Below are 26,532 nucleotides of genomic sequence, written 5' to 3' on the forward strand. Positions count from 1 at the left end.
GACATGGTCGGGCTGCGCAGCGGCCGGCAGGACCGCGCACTGCTGATGGTCGTCTGGGGGCTCACGCTCCTGGTGCTCGTCCTCGGCGGCCTGACGCTGAGCCCGATCCTGCTGGTCTGGGGGATCATCGGGCTGCCCGCCGCGATCGCGCTGAGTTACGTCCACGTCCGTGACACCCGCTCCGCTCCGCGCCCGCCCGCCGCGGGTGAGGGAGACGGCGTCGACGGCATCGAAGAGGAGTCATCCCGGTGAGCACATCGGCTCCCGTCATCGCCACCCCGTCCTACGAGGACGCCACCGCCCGGTACGAGTCGGTGATCGGGCTGGAGACCCACGTCGAGCTCGGCACCGCGTCCAAGATGTTCTGCGGGTGCGCGACCGCCTTCGGTGCGGAGCCGAACACCCAGGTGTGCCCGGTCTGCCTGGGCCTGCCCGGCGCGCTGCCCGTGGTCAACGAGGCCGCGGTGCGTTTCGCGACGCTGATCGGGCTGGCGCTGAACTGTTCGATCGCGTCCTGGTGCCGGTTCGCCAGGAAGAACTACTTCTACCCGGACATGCCGAAGAACTTCCAGATCAGCCAGTACGACGAGCCACTGTGCTCGAACGGCTGGCTCGACGTCGAGGTCGAGGGCGAGATCCACCGGGTCGGGATCACCCGGGTGCACATGGAGGAGGACACCGGCAAGTCCCTGCACGTCGGCGGGGCGACCGGTCGGATCCACGGCGCGACCCACTCGCTGGTCGACTACAACCGTGCCGGCATCCCGCTGGTCGAGATCGTCACCGAGCCCGACATCCGCTCGCCGGAGGTCGCCCGCGCCTACGTCGACGAGCTGCGTGAGCTGTGCCGCGCGCTGGCCGTCTCGGACGTCCGGATGGACCAGGGCTCGCTGCGCTGCGACGCGAACGTCTCGCTGCGTCTGCGGCCCGCGCCCGGTGAGCCCGACGCGCCGTTCGGCACCCGGTCGGAGACGAAGAACCTGAACTCGCTGCGCTCGGTCGAGCGCGCGGTGCGGTTCGAGATCGTCCGGCAGGCCGCGCTGCTGGACGCGGGCGACCGGGTCGTGCAGGAGACCCGGCACTTCGACGAGGCCTCCGGGCGGACGTCGTCGGGCCGGTCCAAGGAGGAGGCGACCGACTACCGGTACTTCCCCGAGCCGGACCTGACGCCGCTCGCGCTCACGCACGAGTACATCGAGGCCGTTCGCGCGGTGGTGCCGGAGCTGCCGGCGCAGCGGCGCGTCCGGCTCATCGCCGAGCACGGGTACACGGTGCGCGACATCCAGGAGATGCGCAACGCCGGGGTGCTCGACCTGGTCGAGGCGACGGTGGCCGCCGGGGCCAGCCCGCCCGCGGCCCGCAAGTGGTGGCTCAACGAGCTCGCCCGGCGCGCGGCCGACGCCGGGGTCGAGCCGCGCGAGCTGGCGATCGGCCCGGCCGACGTGGCGCGCATCTGCGAGCTGGTCGCGAGCGGGCAGCTCACCGACGCGCTCGGGCGCAAGGTCGTCGACGGGGTGCTCGCGGGTGACGGCTCCGCCGACGAGGTCATCGCCACCCGTGGCCTGGCCGTGGTCTCCGATGACTCGGCGCTGCGCGACGCGGTCGACACGGCGATCGCCGGCGCGCCCGACATCGCCGAGAAGGTGCGCGGCGGCAAGGTGAACGCCGTCGGTCCGCTGGTCGGCGCGGTCATGAAGGCGATGCGCGGCCAGGCCGACGCCGCGGCCGTCCGCCGCCTGCTGCTGGAGCGCCTCGAGGCCTCCTGACACATCCGGGGCGGCGTCCGGGGCGGCGACGTGGGCCACATCACTGGTTCCGTTCTCGCTCCGGGCCCGGGCCGGCCGGTGTGCGACGATCGTCAGTGATGCAAGCGACCACGCCGGGCCGGCTGCCGGCGACCACACAGGGGCGGCTGCTCGCCACCAGCGACATCCACGTCCGCCATCCCGACAACCGGGCGATCGTCGAGGCGATGCGCCCGGGGCGACCCGACGACTGGCTGCTCGTCGTCGGCGACGTCGGGGAGCTCTACGAGGACGTCGAATGGGCGCTGCGGCTGCTCGCCGACCGCTTCGCGCAGGTCGTGTGGGTACCGGGCAACCACGAGCTGTGGACGCTGGGGCGGGACCAGACGTCGCTGCGCGGCGAGGCGCGCTACCGGCGCCTGGTCGACCTGTGCGCCGGGCTCGGCGTGCTCACCCCGGAGGACCCCTACCCGCTGTGGACGGGTCAGGGCGGCCCGGCCCGCATCGTGCCGATGTTCCTGCTCTACGACTACACGTTCCGGCCCGAGGGCACCTCGACCAAGCAGGAGGCGCTCGCCGCCGCCTACGAGGCCGGCATCGTGTGCTCGGACGAGTCGGTCCTCTTCCCCGACCCGTACCCGACCCGGGACGACTGGTGCCGGGCCCGGGTCGAGCTGACCCGGCGGCGGCTCGACGCGTGCCCGCGCGACGTCCCGCTCGTTCTCGTGAACCACTTCCCGCTGGTGCGGGAGCCGACCAGGATCCTGCGCTACCCGGTGTTCGCCCAGTGGTGCGGCACCGAGCTGACCGCGGACTGGCACACCCGCTACAACGTCGCCGCCGTGGTCTACGGGCACCTGCACATACCGCGGACGACCTGGTACGACGGGGTCCGGTTCGAGGAGGTCTCGGTCGGCTACCCGCGCGAATGGCGGGCCTGGCCGGCCCGCCGGCCGGTGCTGCGCCAGATCCTGCCGGCGCCGACGGGCGAACCGGTGCCCCCGTGGGGGGCGCCCCGGGACGAGTCCGCCGTGGCGGCGATCCGGTCCGGGCTGTCAGCGGATCGAACGAGTTAGACGACGAATTAGATAACGGATTAGGCCGGACGTCCGATCGGTCGCCGTGGTCCTCTGTGTTGCCACCATCGGTGCATCCGCGTGTCGGCTTGCCGACGAACGACGGCGCGTCGGATGCGGAGCGGGTTAGCCGTTCGTAGGGTGTGGCTCGGGCCGTGTGGTCCTGTCAGACGGTTCTCCGAGCGAGGGGGGAGGCGAGCCGTCGTGCCTCTCACTCCGACTGGGTTCAGCCCGTCCACGTCACGCCGCCGTGGCCGGGGCCGCGGCCGGCGCAACGCACTCATCGTCGCGCTCGTCGTGGTCCTGCTGGCGGTCGGTGGCGGGGTGGCCTACTGGCTGAAGTCCCGCTCCGACGCGCGCGAGGCGGACCGCCGGGTGGCCGCGGTCGCCCTCGCCTACCTGGACGCCTGGAAGACGCTGACGACCGCGCCGGCCGCCGAGGAACCGGCGGCGGGCGACCCCGCCGGCGGCGCCGCGGGCGCGACCGCACCCGCCTCGGGCGCGCCGGCCTCGGCCGCGCCGACAGCCTCGGCCGGGCAGGCACCGGCCGGGCAGGCACCGGCCGGGCAGGCACCGGCCGGGCAGGCCCGGGAACGGGCGGGCGCCGCCGTGACGGCCCTCAGCACCGAGGGCGACGTCGCGGTTGGTGCCCTCGTCGGGCTGATGGGTGACATGCGTGACCGGCTCTCGGTGACCGGGGCCGAGTTCGTCTCCGGTGAGCTGACCCGGCCGGGCTCGACCGCGACCGTCCCGTACACCGCGAAGCTGACGCTCGCCGGTTTCGCCGAGCCGCTGGCCTACGTGGGTGAGCTGGCCCTCGTCGACACCGGCGGCGGGCAGTGGAAGGTGCGGGCCCGGCCGTCCTCGGTGCACCCGTCCCTCAAGCCCGGCCTGCGCCTCGACCGCGCCGCGTCCACCGGCGAGCGCGGCGCCCTGCTCGACGTCAACGGGCGGCCGCTGGACGGCAGCCCCGAGCTCGCCGGGAACCTCGTCGGCCGGGTCGATCCGGCGTCCGGCCTGCAGCGGGTGTACGACGCCAGGCTGCGGCCGCAGGGCGGCTCGGTGGTGGTGCGCACCGACGGCAACGAGACCGTCGAGACCCTCAAGACCTACCCGAGCAGCAACGGCGAGGAGATCCGCACCACCATCAACCTGGACGTCCAGCGCGCGGGGGAGGCGGCGCTGGGGACCGCGTCGCGCCCCAACGGGGCCCTCGTCGCGATCGACACCCGTACCGGCGGGGTGCTGGCGGCGGTGAACCACCCGCTCAACGGCTACGGCCGGGCGGTGCGCGGCTCCTACCCGCCGGGCTCCACCTTCAAGATCGTGACGGCTACCGCGGCGCTGATGAGTGGCAAGGTCGCCGACACCATGATCGACTGTACGCAGACGGTGAGCGTCGGCGGGCGCGAGTTCCAGAACGCCGAGGCGGAGCAGTTCGGGGCCATCCCGCTGCGGACGGTCTTCGCCAAGAGCTGCAACACCGCCTTCATCCGGCTCGAGCAGTCGCTGCCCGACGACGCGCTCGAGCGGGCCGCGAAGCTCTACGGGTTCGACAGCTCCGAGCCGTTGCCGATCGCCAGCGTGGGCGGCTCGTTCCCGACCCCGCGCGACGCCGTCGAGTCGGCGTCCGCCTCGATCGGGCAGGGGCGGGTGGCCGCGTCGCCGCTGCAGATGGCGAGCGTCGCCGCGGCGGTGGCCAGCGGCACCTGGCACCAGCCGTTCGTCGTCGGAGAGTCCCCGCGCAGCAACCCCCTCCCGGCCGAGGCACTGGGGCCGCTGCGGGACTTCATGCGCGCGGTGGTCACCGAGGGGACCGCGGCCGGCGTCCCGATGCCCGGCGACGTCCACGGCAAGACGGGCACGGCCGAGTACGCCGACGGCAACCCGCCGCCCACGCACGGCTGGTTCGTCGCCTACCGCGGCGACGTCGCCGTCGCGGTGGTGATCGAGGACGGCGGGTTCGGCGCCGAGTCGGCCGCGCCGGTGGTGTCGGCGTTCTACACCGCCCTCGACGGCGGCCAGGTCGGCGGCCCGCCCGCCGCGGCCGGCTGATCGGTTCCCTGCCACTCCGCCGGCATCGACCGGACCACGATCACATGGCCGTCGCCGGCGGGGTGGCGCATGCTTGTCCGGCGTCCTGGCGGGCGGCGCGGCGACTGTCGTCGTGCTGTCGGTCGCGGTGTCGGTGTTGTGGTCTGTCTCTCCGGACGCGACGTGGTGCTTGACGCGGTGGCGGATGTCGGGGATGGTTGTCCGCATGCTGCTCGGCATTCTCGTACGTTCGGAGCGCGTGTAGTCGGACCAGACCGGTCTCCGACCACCCGCGCCGCCCCTCAGTGCCCATGGCACGAGGGGTTTTTTCGTGTCCGGCTCAGACCCCGGCCCCGCGTGACGCCGTTCCCGGACACGGGCACGGCGGCAACGCCGCGCACGGCGACCAACCGTCGCCGTCCGTGGACCCGTCCGTGAACGACGTCCCGTCCGCACCTCGCCGGCCCCGTCAAGGAAGACGACAGATGACCAGAGAGACCAGACAGATCACCGGAGCGCAGTCGCTCGTCCACTCGCTCGAGGCGGTCGGTGCCGACGTGGTCTTCGGCATTCCGGGCGGGGCGATCCTGCCCGCCTACGATCCGCTGTTCGACTCCACCCGGGTCCGGCACGTGCTCGTCCGGCACGAGCAGGGCGCCGGGCACGCCGCCGAGGGGTATGCCCAGGCCATCGGGCGTGTCGGGGTCTGCATGGCGACGTCCGGGCCGGGCGCGACGAACCTCGTGACACCGATCGCGGACGCCTACATGGACTCGGTGCCCATCGTCGCCATCACCGGGCAGGTGCCGAGCGCGGCCATCGGCACCGACGCCTTCCAGGAAGCCGACATCTGCGGCATCACGCTGCCGATCACCAAGCACAACTTCCTGGTGCAGTCGGCGGACGACATCCCGCGCACGATCGCCGAGGCGTTCCACATCGCCTCGACGGGGCGCCCGGGCCCGGTGCTGGTCGACCTGCCGAAGGACATCCTGCAGGCGGTCACGTCGGTCCTGCCGCACGAGGTGTGGCCGCCCACGCTCGACCTGCCCGGCTACCGCCCGGTCACCCGGCCGCACGCCAAGCAGGTCCGCGAGGCGGCCAAGATGATCAGTGCGGCGCGCCGGCCGGTGCTCTACGTGGGCGGTGGGGTGCTGAAGGCCCGTGCCGCCGCCGAGCTGCGGGTGCTCGCCGAGCTCACCGGCATCCCGGTGGTCACCACGCTGATGGCGCGCGGCGCGTTCCCCGACTCCCACCCGCAGCACCTGGGCATGCCCGGGATGCACGGCTCCGTCGCGGCGGTCACCGCGATGCAGAAGGCCGACCTGCTGATCACCCTGGGGGCCAGGTTCGACGACCGGGTCACCGGCAAGCTGTCGTCGTTCGCGCCCGGCGCGGCCGTCATCCACGCCGACATCGACCCGGCCGAGATCGGCAAGAACCGGATCGCCGACGTGCCGATCGTGGGCGACTGCCGGGAGGTCATCGTCGACCTGACCGCGGCACTGCGCACCGAGGAGCGCCCCGACCTCGAGGGCTGGTGGCGGTCGCTGGACAGGTGGCGCAAGACCTACCCGCTCGGCTACGACCAGCCCGCCGACGGCTCGCTCGCCCCGCAGCAGGTCATCGAGCGGATCGGCCGGATCGCCGGCCCGGAGACCGTTTTCGCGGCCGGGGTGGGGCAGCACCAGATGTGGGCCGCCCAGTTCATCTCCTACGAGCACCCCTACACCTGGCTGAACTCCGGCGGCGCCGGCACCATGGGCTACGCCGTGCCGGCCGCGATGGGCGCCAAGGTCGGCCGCCCGGAGGCCACCGTGTGGGCGATCGACGGCGACGGCTGCTTCCAGATGACCAACCAGGAGCTCGCCACCTGCGCCCTGGAGGGCATCCCGATCAAGGTCGCGGTCATCAACAACGGTTCGCTGGGCATGGTCCGGCAGTGGCAGACGCTCTTCTACGACAAGCGCTACTCGAACACCGACCTGGGCACCCACCCGGTGTCGGCGCGCACCGGGGTGACCCGGGTCCCCGACTTCGTGCGCCTCGCCGAGGCCCTGGGCTGCGTCGGCCTGCGCTGTGAGTCGCCCGCGGACGTGGACGCCACGATCGAGAAGGCGATGAGCATCGACGACGCCCCGGTCGTGGTCGACTTCGTGGTCCACCCCGACGCGATGGTGTGGCCGATGGTGGCCGCCGGCTCGAGCAACGACGAGATCCGCGTCGCCCGCGACATCGCCCCCGACTTCGACTACTCCGGCGACGCGGAGGTCAACCTGTGACCCGGCACACTCTCTCGGTGCTCGTCGAGAACAAGCCCGGCGTCCTGGCCCGGGTGTCCGGCCTGTTCTCCCGGCGCGGCTTCAACATCGAGTCGCTCGCCGTCGGGCCGACCGAGCACGCGGACGTCTCCCGGATGACGATCGTCGTCGCGGTGGAGGACCTGCCGCTGGAGCAGGTCACCAAGCAGCTCAACAAGCTGGTGAACGTGCTGAAGATCGTGGAGATGGACACGGCCGTCTCCGTGCAGCGCGAGCTGATGCTGGTCAAGGTGCGGGCCGACCTCTCGGTCCGCTCCCAGGTGCTCGAGACCGTGCAGCTCTTCCGGGCGAAGGTCGTCGACGTCGCCCCCGACGCGGTCACGATCGAGGCCACCGGTACCCGTGACAAGCTGGACGCGCTGATCCGCATGCTGGAGCCCTTCGGGATCCGCGAGCTGGTCCAGTCCGGCATGGTCGCGCTCGGCCGCGGGTCGCGGTCGATCACCGACCGCAGTCTGCGCGCCGTCGAGCGCTCGGCCTGACTCCCACCCCCACATTTCATTTCCCACTAGGAGAGATGCAGCAGCGATGGTCGAGATCTACTACGACGACGACGCCAACCTCGACAACCTGGCCGACCGCAAGGTCGCCGTGATCGGCTTCGGCAGCCAGGGGCACGCGCACGCGCTGAACCTGCGCGACAGCGGGGTCGACGTCCGCGTCGGGCTGCCGGAGACGAGCACCAGCCGGGCCAAGGCGCAGGAGCAGGGCCTGCGGGTGGTGACCCCGGCGGAGGCGTCCGCCGAGGCCGACATCATCATGATCCTCACGCCGGACACGACCCACCGCAAGATCTACGCCGAGTCGATCGCGCCGCACCTCACCCCCGGCAAGGCGCTGGCGTTCGGGCACGGGTTCAACATCCGGTACGGCCTCATCGAGCCGCCGGCCGGCGTCGACGTCTTCATGGTCGCCCCCAAGGGCCCGGGTCACCTCGTCCGCCGGGTGTTCGTCGAGGGCAAGGGCGTACCGGTGCTCGTCGCCGTCGAGGCCGACGCCACCGGCAAGGCGCTCGACATCGCGCTCGCCTACGCGAAGGGCATCGGCGGCACCCGGGCCGGCGCGCTGCGCACGACCTTCACCGAGGAGACCGAGACCGACCTGTTCGGCGAGCAGGCGGTGCTCTGCGGCGGCGCCAGCGCGCTGGTCCAGGCCGGCTTCGAGACGCTGGTCGAGGCGGGCTACACCCCCGAGGTCGCGTACTTCGAGTGCCTGCACGAGCTGAAGCTGATCGTCGACCTCATGTACGAGGGCGGCATCTCGCAGATGCGCTACTCCATCTCGGACACCGCCGAGTACGGCGACGTCACCCGCGGCCCGCGGGTGATCACCCCGGCGGTCAAGGCCGAGATGCGCAAGATCCTCGACGAGATCCAGGACGGGACGTTCGCCCGCGAGTGGGTCGCCGAGGACGACGCGGGCCGGGCCACCTTCACCAAGCTCGTCGAGGAGGGCAAGCAGCACCCGATCGAGCAGGTCGGTGGCAAGCTCCGCCCGATGATGTCCTGGATCGCGAAGGACTGAGGCGAGCCGGGCCGGGCGGCACGTGCTGCCCGGCCCGTCGACGTGTGCCCGCGCCCGCCGCAGGTGAGAGCGGGCACACCCGTCGCGGCGCCCGAACGTGCCGAGCTCCGTCTGTAGGCTGTACCCGCACCGAACCGCCCACCGATTCGACATCGTCGTCGTCCGCCCGGGCTGCGGCGCAGCGCGTCCACGCCGCTGCGTCCTCCTCAGCGGTGGCCGGCGACGAGCGTGCTAGGAGCAGACCGTGCCCGTCGTACTCGTCGCCGAGGAACTCTCACCGGCCGGGCTGGAGGTCCTGTCCGGGGACTTCGAGATCCGTCATGTGGACGGGGCCGACCGATCCGCCCTGCTACCGGCGCTGGCGGACGTCGACGCGGTCCTCATCCGCTCGGCAACGAAGATCGACGCCGAGGCGCTCGCGGCCGCCCCGCGGCTGAAGGTCGTGGCCCGCGCAGGGATCGGGCTCGACAATGTCGACGTCCCCGCCGCCACCAACCGCGGCGTCATGGTGGTGAACGCGCCGCAGTCGAACATCGTCAGTGCCGCCGAGCACGCCATCGCACTGCTGCTCGCGGTCGCCCGCCGGGTCCCGGCCGCCCATGAGTCGCTCGTCGGCGGTGAGTGGAAGCGCTCGAAGTACGTCGGCGTGGAGCTGACGGAGAAGACCGCGGGCGTCGTCGGCCTCGGCCGCATCGGTGTCCTGGTCGCGCAGCGGCTGGCGGCCTTCGGCATGAAGGTCCTGGCCTACGACCCCTACGTCTCCGTCGCCCGCGCCTCGCAGCTCGGTGTGCGCCTGGTGGACCTCGACGAGCTGCTCACGTCCAGCGACGTCATCACGATCCACCTGCCGAAGACACCCGAGACGCTGGGGCTCATCGGGGCCGACGAGCTGGCCCGGGTGAAGCCGGGCGTGATCATCGTCAACGCGGCGCGCGGCGGCCTGGTCGACGAGGGCGCCCTGGCCGACGCGGTCCGGTCCGGCCGGGTCGGCGGTGTCGGGCTCGACGTGTACGTCAAGGAGCCGACCACCTCCTCGCCGCTGTTCGGGCTGGAGAACGTCGTCGTCACCCCGCACCTGGGCGCCTCGACGCAGGAGGCGCAGGACAAGGCCGGTCTGGCCGTGGCCCGTTCGGTGCGCCTCGCGCTCAGTGGCGAGTTCGTCCCGGACGCGGTGAACGTGCAGGCCGGCGGGGTCGTGGCCGAGGACGTGCGGCCCGGTCTGCCGCTGGCGGAGAAGCTGGGTCAGCTCTTCTCCGGGCTGGCCGCGGGCGTGGCCGCCGCGATCACCGTCGAGGTGCGCGGCGAGAGCGCCGCGCACGACGTGTCGGTGCTGCAGCTCGCCGTCCTCAAGGGTGTCTTCATCGACATCGTCGAGGAGCAGGTCACCTACGTGAACGCGCCGCTGATCGCCAAGGAGCGTGGCGTCGACGTGGCGCTGGAGACCTCCGAGGAGAGCCCGGACTACCGCAACCTCGTCACGGTGCGCGGCGTCCTGCCCGACGGGACGGCGGTGTCGGTCAGCGGGACGCTCGTCGGCTCCCGCCAGGTCGAGAAGATCACCGCGATCGACGGGTTCGAGGTCGACCTGCGTCCCGAGGACCACCTGGCGTTCTTCCGTTACGAGGATCGTCCCGGCATCGTCGGGGCTGTCGGCGCGCTGCTGGGCGAGGCCCACATCAACATCGCCAACGCTCAGGTCAGCCGGCTCAGCGCCGGTGGCGAGGCCCTCATGTCGCTGTCCCTGGACGACGCGGTGGCGCCCGACATCCTGGCCGAGATCGCCAAGATCATCGGTGCGTCGTACGCCCGCGCGGTGAGCATCTCCGCGAGCTGAGCGCGCACCGGCGCAGGTAGGGCGCCTGTACGGCGGGATTCTCCGTACTTGACCGGGGTCGTGACGACTCGGCCCGGTGTGGGTGATCTTTAGCGGGAAGCGGCGCTCTCACGCGCTTGCTCGCGTTACCGTGACAGGCATGGCGGCACGGCACCCGGATCCGTTCGAGGACCTTCGGCTCGACGAGCGCTTCGTCCGGTCGGCCCGGTTTCTCGAGCCATCGGCCCGCGAGCGGGCCGGTCAGGTTGCTCGGGCCCACGGGACACGGTGCCAGGTGGTGCCCGCGCCCCGTGGCCTGCAGGGATTCGTCCACCGGCTGTTCGTCGCGCCGCCACGCCCGGCGCCGCGGACGAGGCGGCTCACCCGGGTGCTGGCGGTTGTCACGCTCGCCGTCGGCATGATCAGCCTGACGGTCGTGGCGCTGCGCCAGACCGCGGGCCGCGGCACACCGGTGGCGACGGAACCGCTGCCGGTCTCGCAGGTCAGCACCCCCGTCGGCGGGCCGGCGTCGGCGAGCAGCGTGGGTGAGTTCGCCGACGGCGCCGCGGCCACCGGCGGTGGGAGCGGGGGCGGGGGTGGTGTCGGGTTCTCGGCCAGCTCGGTTCCGCTCACCGTCGACCCCGCGGTCGGGGTGCCGGGGGGCTTCGACCTGGCGCCCGGGCTGTTCGCCGCGATCCGCAAGGGTGACTGCATGGCCTGGTCGGCCCGGTCCGTGTCTCCGGTCACGCCGGTCCGCGTCGACTGTGCGGCCCCGCACGTCGACGAGGTCACGAAGATCGTCGATCTCGGCGGCCGCTTCGCCGACTGGCCCGGCGTCGAGGTCCTGCGCACCACGGCGCGGGACGTCTGCGCCGGGTCGATGCGCGAGTACGTCGGCGCCCTCGACGTGGCCCCGCACCAGGTCGTCGGGTCGGTGCGGCCGGACGAGGCGAGCTGGGAGCGGGGGGTGCGAGCCGTGGTCTGCACCATCCGCTCGGATGATCTCGCCGCGCGCTCGGGGCGGTTCGTGGTGGCTGGCGCCGTCCGGAGCTGACCGCTGGGCCGGCGGGTGGGCTGGGCGATCCGGTAAACTGCCACCGTGATGCGTGCGCTGCTTCTTCTTAGGTGCCGCGGCGGGGCCTGATCCGATCCGGCTGATCCGAGCCGGACAGATGGCTGGCTTCCCCGCCGCGGAGTTCTCGTGCGTCAGCGCCGGGTCCCGCTCGGCGGGGGGATAACCGCCGGCTCTTCCGAGGAAGCAGGAGCAGTGATCACACCGCAGCAACCGTCCGGCATGCCCATTGAGAAGTACCGCCCGTTCCCGGCGGTCGCGCTGCCGGACCGCACCTGGCCCAACGCCACGATCACCGAGGCCCCGCGCTGGTGCAGCGTCGACCTGCGGGACGGCAACCAGGCCCTGATCGACCCCATGACGCCGTCGCGCAAGATGCAGCTGTTCGAGCTGCTGGTCGCGATGGGCTACAAGGAGATCGAGGTCGGCTTCCCGGCGGCGAGCCAGACCGACTTCGACTTCGTCCGTCAGCTGATCGAGGATGACCTGATCCCCGACGACGTGACGATCCAGGTGCTGACCCAGGCCCGCGAGGAGCTGATCGAGCGCACCGTCACCTCGCTGGTCGGCTCCCGCCGCGCCCTGATCCACCTGTACAACTCGACGTCCACCCTGCAGCGCCGGGTCGTGTTCGGCCTGGACCGGGCCGGCGTCACCGACATCGCGGTGCAGGGCGCCCGCTGGTGCGCCCAGTACGCGGAGAAGTTGCTGGAGGGGACGGACGTCCGCTGGCAGTACAGCCCCGAGTCGTTCACCGGGACCGAGCTGGAGTACGCGCTCGAGGTCTGCGAGGCGGTGATGGACGTCTGGGCGCCCACCCCGGACAACCCCGTCGTGCTGAACCTGCCCGCCACGGTCGAGATGTCGACGCCGAACGTGTACGCCGACCAGATCGAGTGGATGAGCCGCAACCTGAGCCGCCGGGACTCGGTCGTGCTGTCGCTGCACCCGCACAACGACCGGGGCTGCGCGGTCGCCGCGGCGGAGCTGGGCGTCATGGCCGGCGCCGACCGGGTGGAGGGCTGCCTGTTCGGCAACGGCGAGCGTACCGGCAACGTCTGCCTGGTCACCCTGGGGATGAACCTGTTCTCCCAGGGCATCGATCCGATGATCGACCTCTCCGACATCGACGGCGTGCGCCGCACCGTGGAGTACTGCAACCAGCTGCCCGTGCACCCGCGCCACCCCTACGGCGGCGACCTCGTCTACACGGCCTTCTCCGGCTCCCACCAGGACGCCATCAAGAAGGGCTTCGAGGCGATGGAGCGGACCGGCCAGACGCTGTGGGAGGTCCCCTACCTGCCGATCGACCCGAAGGACGTCGGCCGCTCGTACGAGGCCGTCATCCGGGTGAACAGCCAGTCGGGCAAGGGTGGCGTGGCGTACCTGATGAAGTCGGAGTACGCGCTGGACCTGCCCCGCCGGCTGCAGATCGAGTTCTCGGGCGTGGTCCAGAAGCACACCGACGACGCCGGTGGCGAGGTCACGGCCGGCCAGCTCTGGGAGATCTTCACCCGGGAGTACCGGCCGGAGGGCGGGGACCCGGCGGCATCGCTGGAACTGCTCGGATCACGGACGACCGCGGCGAGCGGCGCACGGGACGAGGTGACCGTCTCGGTACGCCTGGACGGCACGGAGACGGTCATCACGGGCAGCGGCAACGGCCCGATCGACGCGTTCGTGGCCGCGCTGTCCGAACGGGGTGTGCCGGTGCGCGTCCTCGACTACAACGAGCACGCGCTGGGTTCGGGCGCGGACGCCCGTGCCGCGGCCTACCTGGAGGTCGCGGTGGGGGAGACGGTGCTGTGGGGGGTCGGGATCGACCCCAACATCGTCACCGCCTCGCTGCGCGCGGTCGTCAGCGCCGTGAACCGGGCGTCCCGGGAGAGCTGAGTATCCGGCCGGTGCGGGTGGGCGGGCGGGATGCCGTGCCGTCGTCCGCACCGGCCACGACCTGCGCCGCGGCCAGTGCCGTGATCAGTCGTTGAGGGAGGCCGGCTCGGCGTTCCTGATGCCCTGCCGGACCTGGTCGACCAGCTCGGCGGGAACGTCGGCCATCGAGTGGTCGACCCGGGCGTGGGTGTTGACCGCGCCGAGGAGCTCGTCCTCGGTGCCGGCGACGAACCGGGCCTCGCAGCCGGGGATGATCGCCCCGCAGTAGAACTCCTTCATGGCGGGCGGCCGCGCGATGCTCACCTCGCGCACCCGCGCGCCCGGGTCTCCGGCGGGGCGCGGGCCCATCAGCGCCTGCGCCGTCCAGAATCGGTTCCGCCTCATGCGGCCGACAGATCCGCTAGACGCAGCATCAGGCGCTCCATCCGTACCAGGCCGAGAGGCCGTCCCATCTCGGTCACGATTATCACCGGGTCGAACCGGCAACCGGCGGGCCGGGTCATCGCCCGGCGGGCGACCTCCGTGACGGGCTCGTCCGGGAGCGCGAACAGCGACGTGGGAATCCGCTGCGGCTCCCGCCCACCCGCGCCGCCGGCCAGCCGCACGGCGACCGGCCGGCATCGGTTGCTGACGATGATGGCAGTCCCGCCACCGGAACCGTCGCCCCTGAGCGTTTCGTGTTCTTCGGCGTGTTCCTCGGGACGTCCGCCCGGGGACGGCGAGCCGGCGTCGTCGCCCGGTGCGGGCGAGTGCACGCAGGGCGGGCAGCCCGGGACCTGGCCGCAGCGCCCGTAGTCGCCGGTCGAGATCCGGACCGGCTCCATCAGGCTCACGATGCGCGAGGAACGGTCGGAGCGCGCGGAGAGCAGCCTGATCCGCCTGGCCACGGCCGGGTCGAGCTCCTGCCAGCGGGCGGACGGCCGTCCGAGCAGGAAACCCTGCCCGAGGGGGACGCCGAGGGCGACCAGCATGGTCAGCTCCTGGACGCGCTCCACACCCTCGGCGATGACCCAGCCGTTGAGGCGGCTGGCGAACCCGCCGACCAGCTCGGTGAGTGCGATCTTCACCTGGTCGTCGTCGATGTTCGAGACCAGTGACGCGTCGAGTTTCACGAAATCGGGCCGGATGTGGGTGAGCTGGCGCAGGCCGGCATATCCCGAACCGACATCGTCCATGGCGAGGAACGCGCCGTGGTCCCGCAGCTCCTGCGAGGTCGCCGTCAGACCGGTCGCGCGCTCGATGTCGACGGCCTCGTTCAGCTCGAGAACGATGCGGGAGAGATCGGCGCCCCGCCAGGCCGCCTCGACCTCGGGGGAGGAAAGAAGATGCGGTAACACGTTGACGGCGAGAAAACAACGGTCGGGAAGATGGTCGCGGGCGGCGAGCGCCCGGCGCAGGACCCGGGCCTCGAGCTCGGCCGCGCAGCCGCGGCGGTCCGCCTCGCCGAACACGAGATGGGGCGCGTTGCGTGGGTCCGGGCCGAAGCGTGCCAGGGCCTCGTAGCCGGCCGTGACGCCGCGGCGCAGGTCCACGATTGGCTGGAAGACAAGGGACGGCGCGTCGGGGTCGGCCAGGATGCCGTCGAGATCCGGCCGCGTGGGCAGGCCGGGAACCTGGCGGCGTCCGTCCGCGGGGCGGGCTCCGCCCGCCTCGTCCACCTGACCCTGACCGGCGGGTTCGCGCGCCCCCGGTGGACCGGCCTCGGCCGGGCGCCTGATGGTCGACTGTTGAGGAACCATGCGCCGTGCACCCCCTCGTGTCGCCGCACGCCGCATCGTCGATGTTGTTGATTTCTTATCACTTTTTCAACGCTCTGGGCACGGTTGGTGGCGTGAGTTGTGGTGCCGTTCGAGTGCGTGGTCCGAATTTTGTCTGCTGCGCATTTATCGTGGCCAGGGCGATTGTGGTCTGGTTGATGTGGCGGCGTCTTTGTCTGCTGCCGCTTACGTCAACGCGCGATGTGTCCTCGTATGTCGTCTCCTGGTTCAGTGGAATGACGACCGGCGACGGCCGGGGTGGCGCGATCCGTCGCCGGTGACCCGGGGGCCGCCCCGGGCTGCCTCGGGGCAGCCCGCGGGCTGTTCCCCGGCGGGCGCGACCGGGCGCCCGTCCGGCCTGGTCGCGCCCGGGGCGGGCGCGCCGGACGTCCACGCCGGGCGGACTAAAGTCGAGCCCCATGAGGCTTGCGGTCATTGGTGGCGACGGAATCGGCCCGGAAGTGGTCGCGGAGGGGCTGCGCGTGCTACGTGCCGTGCATCCCAAAGTGGAGACCACCGACTACGACCTGGGCGCGCGGCGCTGGCACGAGACCGGCGAGACCCTGCCCGACAGCGTCCTGGCGGAGCTGCGCGGGCACGACGCGATCCTGCTCGGAGCCGTCGGCGACCCCGGGGTGCCCAGCGGCGTCCTGGAACGCGGGCTGCTGCTGCGGCTGCGGTTCGAGCTGGACCACCACGTCAACCTCCGGCCGGTCCGGCTGTACCCCGGAGTGACCTCACCGCTCGCCGGTGACCCCGCCATCGACATGATCGTGGTGCGGGAGGGGACGGAGGGCCCCTACGCCGGCGCCGGCGGCACGCTGCGGCGCGGGACGCCACAGGAGGTGGCGACCGAGGAGAGCCTGAACACGCGCTTCGGGGTCGAGCGGGTCGTGCGTGACGCCTTCGCGCGGGCGAGCCGGCGCCCCCGCGCCCACCTCACCCTGGTGCACAAGACCAACGTGCTCACCAAGGCGGGCGACCTGTGGGCCCGCACGGCCGCCGAGGTCGGCGCGGAGTTCCCCGGCGTCAGCGTCGACTACCAGCACGTGGACGCCGCCTCGATGTTCTTCGTGACCAACCCGGCCCGGTTCGACGTGGTGGTCACCGACAACATGTTCGGCGACATCCTGACCGACATCGGCGCCGCGATCACCGGCGGCATCGGGCTCGCCGCCAGCGGGAACCTCGACCCCTCGGGCGCGAACCCGAGCATGTTCGAGCCGGTCCACGGCAGCGCTCCCGACATCGCCGGCCAGGGGCTGGCGGACCCGACCGCGACGGTCGCCTCGGTCGCGATGCTGCTGGACCACCTCGGCCACGCCGACGAGGCGGCCCGGGTGGAGGGCGCGGTGGCCGCGTCGCTGGCCGCCCGCGCCGCGGCCGGCGGTGCCCGCCGCTCCACCCGCGAGATCGGCGACGACCTGGCCGCCCGCGCCGCGGGCTGAGTCGGGCCCCACCCCGACCGGCCGCGCGAGCGGGAACGACCGCGCGGCCGGCGAGCCGGGGGAGAGCCCGGTGTGTCCCCGCCGATTCGTCGTTCGTTTTCCGTCCGGTCATCCGGCGGCTATTCTTCGGTGAAGCCGTAGATCCGGTACGACGGCAGCCGACAGGGCCCGACCACGGCGACGATCGGCGGTTTCGTCCTCTCTGACCGTTTGTTCGCTGATCGTTCGGCGCTTCTCTGATCGTTCGGCACGGAGCCGTTCGTCACGGCGCCGGTGGGCGACAGCGCAGGCGAGCGCCGGTCAGTGACAGCGTTCGAGTACCGCGGCGCTCGTGCCCGTGGTGCTCGCCAGCCCGCACGTCCCCCTGACGTAGCCCGTCCTGGAGTCATCATGGCCATCACGCCCACCTCGAAGATCTGGATGAGCGGCGAGTTCGTCGACTGGGACGACGCCCGCATCCACGTGCTCAACCCGACCCTGCACTACGGCTGGGGCGTGTTCGAGGGCATCCGCGCCTACTCGACGCCCGTCGGCAGTGCGGTCTTCCGGCTGACCGACCACATCGCCCGCCTGTACCGCAGCGCGAAGATCTACCTGATGGAGCCGACCTTCACGCCGGAGGAGCTCGTCCAGGCGACGAAGGACACCATCGCGGTGAACAACGTCGAGGAGTGCTACATCCGGCCCCTGATCTACCTCGGGTACGGCGAGATGGGCCTCAATCCGCTCCCGTCCTCGATCGAGGTCATGATCGCGGTCTGGCCCTGGGGCTCCTACCTGGGCGAGGACGCCGAGCGCAACGGGGCTCGGGCGACCATCTCGACCTGGCGCCGCAACGACTCGAACATCATCCCGCCGGCCGCGAAGGCGTCCGGCCAGTACCTCAACTCGTCGCTCGCCAAGGTCGCCGCGATCAAGGCCGGTTACGACGAGGCGATCATGACCAGCCCGAACGGCCACATCGCTGACGGCTCCGGCGAGAACGTCTTCATCGTCTCCGGCCGGCAGGTGATCACCCCGCCGCTCAGCGACGGGCCGCTCGGCGGCATCACCCGCGCCTCCGTCATGCAGATCGCCGCGGACCAGGGCTACGAGGTGCGCGAGCAGCACATCGTGCGCACCGACCTCTACCTCGCCGACGAGGCGTTCTTCACCGGTACCGCGGCCGAGATCGTTCCCATCTCCGAGGTGGACGACCGGCGGGTCGGCACGGGCCGGCCCGGCCCGGTCACCCGGGAGATCCTCGACATCTTCCACCAGGCCACCCACGGCGAGGTCGACCGCTACAAGGACTGGAACGAGCTCGTCGGCTGACGTCCCGCCCGGCGGCGAGCCGACTGCGTGACCACGCTGCCGCCGCGTGTGCCCTGGCCAACCCGACCTTGGACGCCTACCGTCTCCAGTAGTCGTTTCACGAGCGCACAAGCGTCCGGAGTCGGAGTTCGGGAGGACGTCATGCGGGTTTCGGAGGGCACACGCGTTTCGGGGGATACGCGCGTTTCGGAGGATATGCGGGCTTCGGAGGGCATGAGCGTCTCGGAGGGCATGAGCGCTCTGGTCCTCGTCGTCGGGCCCGGGCACACCCTGCGCCAGGCGGCCCGGCTGATGGCCGCCCGGCACGTGGGTGCCGCCGTCGTGCTCGACGGCGACGGCCAGGGGTTCGGAATCCTCACCGAGCGCGACGTCCTGCGGGCGATCGCGGCCGACCAGGATCCGGACGTCGAGGTCGTGGGCGACCACGTCACCCGGGACGTGGTGGTCGCCGCCCCCGACTGGTCACTCGACGAGGCGGCCGCGGCGATGCTGCGCGGCGGGTTCCGGCACCTCGTGGTCACCACCGGCGCCGAGGTCGAGGGCGTGCTTTCGATGCGTGACGTGGTGCGCTGCTGGAGTCGGCAGCGGGTGTCGGCCTGACGTGTCGGCCACGACGGGTATTACCAGGCGTGTTCGCATGATCACGATTTCGCGATGAACGTGTCGGCTCCGGGATCTGCGGCACACGAGACCGCCGGGCGGCGCTACGTTCACCGCATGCACGACACTGAGGCGGTCACGCTGCTGCGGGCGACCACGCTGCTGAAGGAGCTCGACGAGGAGGATCTGCTGCGGCTGGCCAGCCGGTCCGTGACCCGGCGTTTCCGCCGAGGCCAGGTGGTCTTCACCGAGGGGGAGCCGGCCGACACCCTTCTCGTCATCGCGTCCGGGCGACTCAAGATCCTCACCAAGGCCGACGACGGGCGCGACCACGTGCTCAACATCGCCGGTCCCCGGGAGACGCTGGGCGAGCTCAACATCGTCGAGGCCGGGACGAGGTCCGCGAGCGTCGAGGCGCTCGAGCCGAGCACCGCGCTGGTGCTCGAGCGCAGCGCCGTGTGGGAGCTCGTCCGGGAGCGCCCGGCTGTCGCCGAGCAGCTCATCCGCGCGCTGGTGGCGCACGTGCGCCGGCTCACCGGGGCGAACGCGGACCTGGTCTTCCTCGATCTCCCGCGCCGGGTCGCGAAGCTGCTGCTGATGCGGATGCGCGAGGCCGGCCGGCCGGTCATCGAGCTGGGCCTGACGCAGACCGAGATCGCGTCGCTGCTGGGCGGCTCGCGCCAGTCGGTCAACCAGGCACTGCGCGAGTTCGAGCGGCGGGCGTGGATCCTGTCCGAAGGTCAGACGATCACCATCATGCAGGTCGACCGCCTCCGCCGGTTCGCGGGCGACTGACCGCTGCGGCGGGCGCGCATGGCACTCGCCACACTTGCTACGTGTCCAGCGTGTTACATCGTATGGTGGGACGCTGGCGGCGAACCCGTCCCCGTCGCGCGTTCCGGTCACTGACCAGGCAGACCGGGCGCGTGACGGCCAGACACGGTTCCAGCGAGAGGTCCATCGTGGTTCACGACACCCCAGCTCCGCTCGGTTCAGCTCCGCTCGGCTCCGCTCACCTCGGTGCCGCCGGCGGGCTCCCGTTCGACCGGGAGTCGCTGCACATCTACGACACCACGCTGCGCGACGGCACCCAGCAGGAAGGCCTGTCGCTGTCGGTCGCCGACAAGCTGGCGGTCGCCCGGCACCTCGACGACCTGGGTGTCGGCTTCATCGAGGGCGGCTGGCCCGGTTCGAACCCCAAGGACGCCGAGTTCTTCCGACGGGCCCGCACCGAGCTCGACCTCAACGGCGCGCTGCTGACCGCGTTCGGGTCGACCCGGCGGGCCAGCAAGGCCGTCGCCGACGACTCCCAGGTCGCCGCGCTGCGCGACGCCGGCACCTCCGTGGTCTGCCTGGTGGCCAAGGCCGACCGCCGGCACGTCGAGCGCGCGCTGCGGACCACGCCCGCCGAGAACCTCGCGATGATCCGCGACACCGTCCGTCACCTGACGAACGAGGGCAAGCGGGTCTTCGTCGACGCCGAACACTTCTTCGACGGCCACCGCGCCGACCCCGCCTACGCGCTCGAGATGGTGCGCACCGCGGCCGAGGCCGGTGCCGAGGTGATCGTGCTGTGCGACACCAACGGCGGCATGCTGCCCACCCGGATCGGTGACGTCGTGGCGGCCACGCTCGCGAGCACCGGAGCGCGCCTGGGTATCCACACCCACGACGACGCCGCCTGCGCCGTCGCGAACAGCCTGGTGGCGATCGAGGCCGGGGCCACCCACGTCCAGGGGACCGCCAACGGCTACGGCGAGCGTTGCGGGAACGCCAACCTGTTCAGCGTCGTCGCGGGCCTGGAGACCAAGCTGGGCCGCCAGGTCCTGCCGGCCGGGCGGCTGCGTGAGCTCGTGCGTGTCTCACACGCCATCGACGAGGTCACCAACTCGGCCCCGAGCACGCACCGGCCCTACGTCGGCGCCAGCGCCTTCGCGCACAAGGCCGGTCTGCACGCGAGCGCCGTCAAGGTCGACCCCGACATGTACCAGCACATCGACCCGGCCGCCGTCGGCAACGACATGCGGATGCTCGTCTCCGAACTGGCTGGCCGCGCGACCCTCGAGCTCAAGGGCCGCGAGCTCGGCATGGACCTCTCCGGGGAGCGTGAGGCGCTCGGTCGGGTGCTGGAGATGGTCAAGGACAGGGAGGCCTCCGGCTACGCCTACGAGGCCGCCGAGGCGTCCTTCGAGCTCATGCTGCTGGACGAGGTCTCGGGCCGGGAGCGGTTCTTCACCCTGGAATCCTGGCGGGTCATCGTCGAGCAGCGCTCCGGCGGCGAGGTCGTCAGCGAGGCCACGGTGAAGCTCACCTCCCACGGCGAGCGGCACGTGTCGACGGCGGAGGGCAACGGGCCCGTCAACGCGCTCGACACCGCCCTGCGCAAGGCGCTGGAGAAGGCCTACCCGGGCCTGGCCGATCTCGACCTGGTCGACTACAAGGTCCGCATCCTCGACGGCCGGCAGGGCACCGGTGCGGTCACCCGCGTCCTGGTGGAGACCAGCGACGGCCGCGGCCGTCGCTGGGACACCATCGGCGTCGACGAGAACATCATCGCCGCCTCCTGGGTGGCGCTGCAGGACGCCGTCACCTATGGCCTGCGCCGCCAGGGCGAGCGCCCCGACCCGGACGCCGCCTGACGATCTGATCGGGCCGGCCCGATCGCCCGCGCCGCGGATTCTTCATCATCGGATGATCTACACGGCCAACGCCGTCCGTGCGTTTCGGGTCTGTCCTGTCAAAGAATTCCCGGTTGACGCCAACGCCGCCCGGTCATCCTTTGGTGCCCGTTACGCTGACCGCGACGCTTTCGGGCATCCCGGTCATCCGCCACAGATGGCGGTGGACGGGTTCGGGGGCTCCCGGGGGCGACGGTGATGGGCGATCTCGGCTGCTGCGGCCGAGGAGAGGGGACGGCCGTGTCGCGGTGCCCGGCGGTTGAGCGCCCGACAGGGCGCGACCGTGCTCGGGGAGGTCGGCGATGAGCCGTCGTTCCGCCGGCAGCGCGGGTGGACGCCGAGGCGGCTCGCACCGCTCGTCGCCCGGAGTATCGGACATCGTGTGGGTCGACCCGCCGTCCGGGGGCCGCCGCCGGACGGGCGGTCGCCGCCGTTCCACCTCAGGGCGCGTCGAGGCCATCGCGCGCACTGAGCTTCCTGAGCGCACCGAGCTTCTTGAGCGCACCGACAGCCTGGCGCCCGCCGAGGGCCACGTGCCCACCGACGACGGCGTGGGCACCGACGGCCGCGTGCCGGCCAGCCGCGTGCCGGTCGACGGCCGCGTGCCTGCTGATGGCCGCGTGCCCGCCGGCGGCGCCGGACCGGCTGGAAGCTCCCCCCGCACCATGCCGTCTCCGGACGCCGATGCCTCCGAGCAGGACGTTCTCTGCGGTCGGTCGTCCTCTGCCGAGCGGGCTGCGGCCCGCCGGGGCGGGATCGCCGCCGGCCGCCGGGTACGGCTGGGGCGGCGCCCCGCACCCGGCGCGTGGCCGGTGGGCGGGAGCCGGTCGCGCACAACGCGGAGCCGGGGTCTGGCCGGGGGGCGCGGCCGGAGACGGGACCGGGACGCTCCCACGAACGGGTCCTGGTCGCTGCCGAAGATCGCGCTCGCGGCCACGGCTCTCGCGCTCGCCGTCACCGCGGTGGCCGGGCCGTCGTCCGAAACCGCCGCAGCGAAGCTCACCGGCCCCGTCAACGGACGGGTCGACCAGACCGAGCTGCTCCCCGAGGGTGGCGCCGCCTTCGGGAGCGCGACCGTGGAAGACCTCGCCAGCGTCGTGGGCGCGTCCGGGCAGGTCCGCCTGCCCGTGCGAGCCGGGCTCGCCGCCTCGCCGGTCGCGAGCCGGCCGGCCGGGTCCGCCACGGCCACGTCCGGCACGTCCCCGACGGCAGGCGCGTCGCCTTCGCCGGCCGGGACGTCGTCGACCGGAACAGCGTCGACCGGAACAGCGACCGCGGGCGCGTCGGACGACGGCACCGTCCGCAACGCGCCGCTCGCGACCCCGCCCGGCTCCAGCAAGGAGGCGTCGACCATCCCGGCCCGGGCCCTGGCGGCGTACACCAACGCGGCCGACCGGGCCGCGACCGAACATCCAGGCTGCTACCTGCACTGGTCGGTCCTCGCCGGCATCGGCGCGATCGAGTCGGGCCACGGGCAGGGTGCACGCACGGACAGTAACGGCCGGGTCGCGCCCACCGTTGTCGGCCCGCGTCTCGACGGCTCTCCCGGGATGTTCCGCATCCGCGACACCGACGACGGCTGGCTCGACGGCGACACCGTCTGGGACCGGGCGGTCGGCCCGATGCAGTTCACGCCGTCGATGTGGCGGTGGATCGGGCGCGACGCCGACGGCGACGGCCGCGCGGACCCCAACGACTTCGACGACGCCACCCTGACCGCCGCCGATCGCCTCTGCCAGGCCGGGGGTGACCTGCGCGTACCCGACAACGTGCTCTCCGCGGTGCGCTCCTACAACCCCTCCGACGGCTACATCCGCTCCGTGCTCGGCTGGGCTGCCTGGTACGCCGTCGGACCGACGGTCGTCGGGAACCTGGGCACCGGGACGGCCGACCCGGCGGGCGCCGGCGCGGCCGGGGGCGACGGCGGCGACCCGACCACCGACGCCCTGGCGACCGACCAGCCCTTCCAGGTCACCACCCTCGTCCCGCTGCCGGGCTCGTCCGACGGCACCTGCGTGGCCCCCGTGATCGACCAGGCGTCGATCAGCGCGGGCGGTGTCGGCGGAGACGTCGTGACCGGATCGGAGTACGAGTCGCTGGAGGTCCGCGCCCGGGTGGGCGGCACCGCCGAGCGGACCGTGACCATCGAGCTCACCCTGCTGGACAGGACCGGGGCGACGGTGGCGACCGGGGTGAGCGCGCGGGCGCTGCCCGGCGGCGACGGCGTCGTGCCGCTGGGCCGGCTGGACGGGCTGGCGATCGGGCGGGCCACCGGCCGCGGCCCGTTCGACGTGAAGGTCCAGGTCCTGCCGGCCGGCCAGGACTGCCAGCCGGTGCAGGCCACCGCGCGGGTCGGCAACGTCGATCCCGCGGACTTCGCCGGCGCGCCGTCCACGCTGGCCAGCCTCCGGCGGCGGCTGGAAACCTACCGGGACACGGGACGGATCACCCAGACGGCCGCGGCGGACCTGCTCGCCACCCTGCCAGCCGGCGACGGCGGCCTGCAGGCCTCGGTGGAGCTCGCCCGCTTCCTCGACCGCCTCGCCGCGGCCATCCGGATCGGGGAGATCGCCGCCGACGCGGCGACAGGCCTCGGTGACGTCGCCAATGCCCTGCAATCCCAGCTGAACCCGCCGGCGAGCACACCGCCCGCGGGCGGGACCCCGTCACCGGGCACGAACGAGGACGTCCCCCTGCCGTTCGACGTGGTCCCGCTGGCGCCCGGGACCTGACCGGGACGCTGCGACGGGCTCGCCGCCGCGGCATCCCGACCCCTCCACCTCGTCCCACGTTCAGTCACTCAGAGTGACAGGTGTGGTGGCCGGGGCATGCGTGCCGCCGTAACGTCGCCGCACGGGGGAGGGAGGGCGGCGATGCTCCTGCGGACGATCCGGGGCTGTGTCGTGGACGAGCGCGCGCTGCGCGCCGAGCTGGAACGCTGGGCGGCTGGGGTGGCTGAGGCCGCCGGAGTCGCTGGGGCCGCCGGAGTCGCTGGGGCAGGTGGGCTCGCCGGGGCCGGTGGTGTGACGTGCGCCGGTCCGCTCGGCGTGACCGCGGGAATGGCCGGGGACGACACGTTCGTCGGCCTGTTCGTCCTGGCCGGCGACGCCCTGCACGGCACGCCGCACGGCACCCCGCACGACACGTGGTGGAGGCGGCTCGGGCGGTGTCTGTGTCCCGCCGTGGTCGTTGACCACCCGTGCGTCCAGGTCGTCGGGGAGACGGTCCAGGCCGTCGGGGCGGCGGGGGCGGAGCGCCGCGGCGGGCAGATGCTGAGCGCAGCGCGCTATGTTCGCGTCACCTGGGGACGGACCGCCGACCGGAGCGCGCTGTGGGCGCTGCGACGCCGCCTGGCCGACCGGCTGCCCGATGGCCGCCCCGACCTGCTGGGCCTGGTGTCGGCGGCCACCGCGAGCGGGGCGCTGGTCGAGGCCGCCTACCACGAGTCCGAGGAGCTGACGCACGCCGCCGATCGCGGTGATCCGGACCCGGAGGTGGCCGAGCTCCTCGACGAGGCGCGTGCGCTGGTCACGGTGTCCGGCACCGATGTCCTGCGCTCGCCGTGGCCGCACCTGCCCTCGCCGTGCGCCGACCCGCCCCACCACGGGCGGGAAGGCACCGCGGCCCACGGCGGGCGCGTAGGCGTCCCGGACCATGATGGGCGGGAAGGCGTCGCGCCAGCGGCACTCGTGTCCGCCGGCACGACATCAGTTCACTGGACGGGGACGCTCCCGGCGTCTCAGTCCTCGTCCGGGATCTCCTCCCACCACTGGCACCACCAGTCGCCGCCGACGAGGATCCGCAGCTTCGGGTGCCAGCAGTAGGTGATGTCCTTGTCGGTGTCCAGGTAGTACAGGCAGTTGTCGCAGCGCTCGTCACCGTTCGGCTTGCCGCGGAGGATGGCGTCCTCCGCGAGGTGGCCCAGCTTGACGCTGAGCTCCTCGTCGATCGGCTTGGGCTCGGGTGCGCCGACGTCGTAGACGGGGGTCGCGTCGATCTCGGTCACCGTTCTCCTTCCAGGTCGATGGCGGGTCGTGCTGGGCCACGCCGTGTCCCGACCGGGGCGCCGACCCGTATCCGGCAATCCTGCCTGATTCTCGGCTTCTCTTCGCCGTCCCCGTGAACCGGATCCGGCGGCCGGGCGGCCGAGTGGTCCGGACCACAGTGCGGCCTGGCCGCCGCCGCGTGCCGGAACCCGGCCCGGATCCGGACACCCCGATTCCCGCGTTCGGTCGGTACGGTCGCGGAGTGCGTATAGCGAGGTACACCGACGGGTCCGAGCCGGCATTCGGAGTGGTGGAAGGCTCCGTGGCGGACGGAACCGCCATTGTTGCCGGGATCACACCGCATCCGTTCGCGCCCTTCACCTTCACCGGGGCGCGACGACCGCTGGCGGAGGTACGGCTGCTGGCCCCCGTGCTGCCCAGCAAGATTCTCTGTATCGGGAAGAACTACGCCGACCACGCACGGGAGATGGGCGGCGAGGTCCCGACGAGTCCCGTCCTGTTCCTGAAGCCGTCCACGAGTGTGGCCGGCCCCGGGGACCCGATCGTGCTGCCGCCCGACAGCGAGCGGGTCGACTACGAGGGCGAGCTGGCCGTCGTCATCGGCCGGCTCTGCCGTGACGTGCCGGCGGAACGCGCGTTGTCCGTCGTCCTCGGCTTCACCTGCGCGAACGACGTGACCGCTCGCGACCAGCAGGCGACGGACGGCCAGTGGACCCGCGCCAAGGGCCACGACACCTTCTGCCCGATCGGCCCCTGGATCGAGACGGACCTCGACCCGTCCGACCGGGCCATCCGGACGACGCTGGACGGCGAGGTCCGCCAGGACTCGCGGACCAAACTCCTCCTGCACGACGTCCCGGCGCTGGTGGCGTTCATGTCCCGTGCGATGACCCTGCTCCCGGGAGACGTCCTGCTGACCGGCACCCCGGCCGGAGTCGGCCCGATGCGCGCCGGCCAGACCGTAGCCGTCACGGTGGACGGCATCGGAACCCTGACGAACCCCGTGACCACCCGATAACCAGGCCACGGCCGCAACCAGGCCGCTCCCGCCCCCGGTCGTCCCGGTCTCGAATCCCGGGGTTCCCGCCGCCCGAAGCCCTGAGCCCCGAGCCCCGTTCCCGCCACGCATTCGGCCGTGATGGCGGTGTGCCGGGTGGGGACGGGGATGTTCGGTTCTGGGGTTGGGGTGGTGTCGCGGGCCTGCTCCGGGGGTGCGAACGGCTCGGATGGGACGACTCGCCCCGCGCCCA

Annotated in this window: 22 protein-coding genes; 19 read left to right on the forward strand and 3 right to left on the reverse strand. The window is 72.5% G+C overall.

What is annotated here, in order from left to right; all coding sequences use genetic code 11:
• Nucleotides 1–3: 3 nt before the first annotated feature.
• From MXD62_RS07620 to leuA, 10 genes are all read left to right on the forward strand, one after another.
• Nucleotides 4–252: a hypothetical protein gene (locus MXD62_RS07620; RefSeq protein WP_248828711.1), complete on the forward strand. Its 249-nt coding sequence runs from the start codon at nt 4–6 to the stop codon at nt 250–252.
• Entirely contained in the window at nt 249–1,766 is a 1,518-nt protein-coding gene (gene gatB / locus MXD62_RS07625) for an Asp-tRNA(Asn)/Glu-tRNA(Gln) amidotransferase subunit GatB (protein WP_248828712.1), read from the forward strand. Before MXD62_RS07620 ends, gatB begins: the two co-directional genes overlap by 4 nt.
• 98 nt (nt 1,767–1,864) lie before the next feature.
• Nucleotides 1,865–2,821, forward strand: coding sequence for a metallophosphoesterase (locus MXD62_RS07630; RefSeq protein ID WP_248828713.1), 957 nt, complete (start codon nt 1,865–1,867; stop codon nt 2,819–2,821).
• 204 nt (nt 2,822–3,025) lie between these two features.
• Nucleotides 3,026–4,876 (forward strand): penicillin-binding transpeptidase domain-containing protein, encoded by a 1,851-nt coding sequence (locus MXD62_RS07635; RefSeq protein WP_248828714.1) that lies wholly within the window; start codon nt 3,026–3,028, stop codon nt 4,874–4,876.
• Nucleotides 4,877–5,166: 290 nt separating this feature from the next.
• Nucleotides 5,167–7,137 carry an acetolactate synthase large subunit gene (locus MXD62_RS07640; protein WP_285223988.1) on the forward strand — a complete coding sequence of 657 codons (1,971 nt, stop codon included), beginning with the start codon at nt 5,167–5,169 and terminating at the stop codon, nt 7,135–7,137.
• Nucleotides 7,134–7,658 carry an acetolactate synthase small subunit gene (gene ilvN / locus MXD62_RS07645; RefSeq protein ID WP_020458728.1) on the forward strand — a complete coding sequence of 175 codons (525 nt, stop codon included), beginning with the start codon at nt 7,134–7,136 and terminating at the stop codon, nt 7,656–7,658. The genes MXD62_RS07640 and ilvN overlap by 4 nt, the downstream gene beginning before the upstream one ends.
• Before the next feature lie 46 nt (nt 7,659–7,704).
• Entirely contained in the window at nt 7,705–8,700 is a 996-nt protein-coding gene (gene ilvC / locus MXD62_RS07650) for a ketol-acid reductoisomerase (protein ID WP_248828716.1), read from the forward strand.
• A 244-nt stretch (nt 8,701–8,944) separates the two neighbouring features.
• Nucleotides 8,945–10,534, forward strand: coding sequence for a phosphoglycerate dehydrogenase (gene serA, locus MXD62_RS07655; protein WP_248828717.1), 1,590 nt, complete (start codon nt 8,945–8,947; stop codon nt 10,532–10,534).
• A gap of 139 nt (nt 10,535–10,673) precedes the next feature.
• The gene (locus MXD62_RS07660) at nt 10,674–11,567 is read left to right on the forward strand and encodes a septum formation family protein (RefSeq protein WP_248828718.1); all 894 of its coding nucleotides are present in this window, start codon (nt 10,674–10,676) and stop codon (nt 11,565–11,567) included.
• Nucleotides 11,568–11,807: 240 nt separating this feature from the next.
• On the forward strand, nt 11,808–13,478 hold the full coding sequence (gene leuA / locus MXD62_RS07665; RefSeq protein ID WP_248828719.1) for a 2-isopropylmalate synthase: 1,671 nt from the start codon (nt 11,808–11,810) through the stop codon (nt 13,476–13,478).
• A gap of 84 nt (nt 13,479–13,562) precedes the next feature.
• Here the strand turns inward: leuA and MXD62_RS07670 are convergent, their stop codons facing one another.
• Both MXD62_RS07670 and MXD62_RS07675 read right to left on the reverse strand, forming a co-directional pair.
• Nucleotides 13,563–13,862: a DUF1059 domain-containing protein gene (locus tag MXD62_RS07670; RefSeq protein ID WP_248828720.1), complete on the reverse strand. Its 300-nt coding sequence runs from the start codon at nt 13,860–13,862 to the stop codon at nt 13,563–13,565.
• Complete coding sequence (locus tag MXD62_RS07675; protein WP_248828721.1) at nt 13,859–15,217, reverse strand: EAL domain-containing protein; 1,359 nt, start codon at nt 15,215–15,217, stop codon at nt 13,859–13,861. The genes MXD62_RS07670 and MXD62_RS07675 overlap by 4 nt, the downstream gene beginning before the upstream one ends.
• Nucleotides 15,218–15,222: 5 nt before the next feature.
• Between MXD62_RS07675 and MXD62_RS07680 the strand changes: the two genes are divergently transcribed.
• The 8 genes from MXD62_RS07680 (at nt 15,223) to MXD62_RS07715 (ending at nt 25,099) form a co-directional block, all read left to right on the forward strand.
• Complete coding sequence (locus MXD62_RS07680; protein WP_248828722.1) at nt 15,223–15,516, forward strand: hypothetical protein; 294 nt, start codon at nt 15,223–15,225, stop codon at nt 15,514–15,516.
• A gap of 138 nt (nt 15,517–15,654) precedes the next feature.
• A complete protein-coding gene (locus MXD62_RS07685; protein ID WP_248828723.1) occupies nt 15,655–16,683 on the forward strand; it encodes a 3-isopropylmalate dehydrogenase in 1,029 nt (342 codons plus the stop codon).
• Between the two features lie 390 nt (nt 16,684–17,073).
• Nucleotides 17,074–17,997 carry a branched-chain-amino-acid transaminase gene (gene ilvE, locus MXD62_RS07690; protein ID WP_248828724.1) on the forward strand — a complete coding sequence of 308 codons (924 nt, stop codon included), beginning with the start codon at nt 17,074–17,076 and terminating at the stop codon, nt 17,995–17,997.
• A gap of 213 nt (nt 17,998–18,210) precedes the next feature.
• Nucleotides 18,211–18,597, forward strand: a complete 387-nt coding sequence (locus tag MXD62_RS07695; protein WP_041253718.1) for a cyclic nucleotide-binding/CBS domain-containing protein — start codon at nt 18,211–18,213, stop codon at nt 18,595–18,597.
• Nucleotides 18,598–18,714: 117 nt separating this feature from the next.
• Nucleotides 18,715–19,392 (forward strand): Crp/Fnr family transcriptional regulator, encoded by a 678-nt coding sequence (locus tag MXD62_RS07700; protein WP_041255536.1) that lies wholly within the window; start codon nt 18,715–18,717, stop codon nt 19,390–19,392.
• A 260-nt stretch (nt 19,393–19,652) separates the two neighbouring features.
• Nucleotides 19,653–21,236, forward strand: coding sequence for a citramalate synthase (gene cimA / locus MXD62_RS07705; RefSeq protein WP_248828757.1), 1,584 nt, complete (start codon nt 19,653–19,655; stop codon nt 21,234–21,236).
• A gap of 341 nt (nt 21,237–21,577) precedes the next feature.
• Nucleotides 21,578–24,007, forward strand: a complete 2,430-nt coding sequence (locus tag MXD62_RS07710) for a murein transglycosylase (protein WP_248828725.1) — start codon at nt 21,578–21,580, stop codon at nt 24,005–24,007.
• A 141-nt stretch (nt 24,008–24,148) separates the two neighbouring features.
• Nucleotides 24,149–25,099 (forward strand): hypothetical protein, encoded by a 951-nt coding sequence (locus MXD62_RS07715; protein ID WP_248828726.1) that lies wholly within the window; start codon nt 24,149–24,151, stop codon nt 25,097–25,099.
• Here MXD62_RS07715 and MXD62_RS07720 read toward each other — a convergent pair.
• A complete protein-coding gene (locus tag MXD62_RS07720; RefSeq protein ID WP_071060659.1) occupies nt 25,015–25,281 on the reverse strand; it encodes a hypothetical protein in 267 nt (88 codons plus the stop codon). The genes MXD62_RS07715 and MXD62_RS07720 overlap by 85 nt on opposite strands.
• 242 nt (nt 25,282–25,523) lie before the next feature.
• Between MXD62_RS07720 and MXD62_RS07725 the strand changes: the two genes are divergently transcribed.
• Nucleotides 25,524–26,300, forward strand: coding sequence for a fumarylacetoacetate hydrolase family protein (locus tag MXD62_RS07725; protein ID WP_248828727.1), 777 nt, complete (start codon nt 25,524–25,526; stop codon nt 26,298–26,300).
• The last annotated feature ends 232 nt before the right edge of the window (nt 26,301–26,532 follow it).

This window comes from Frankia sp. Mgl5, assembly GCF_023242985.1.
Taxonomy (GTDB): Bacteria; Actinomycetota; Actinomycetes; order Frankiales; family Frankiaceae; genus Parafrankia; species Parafrankia soli.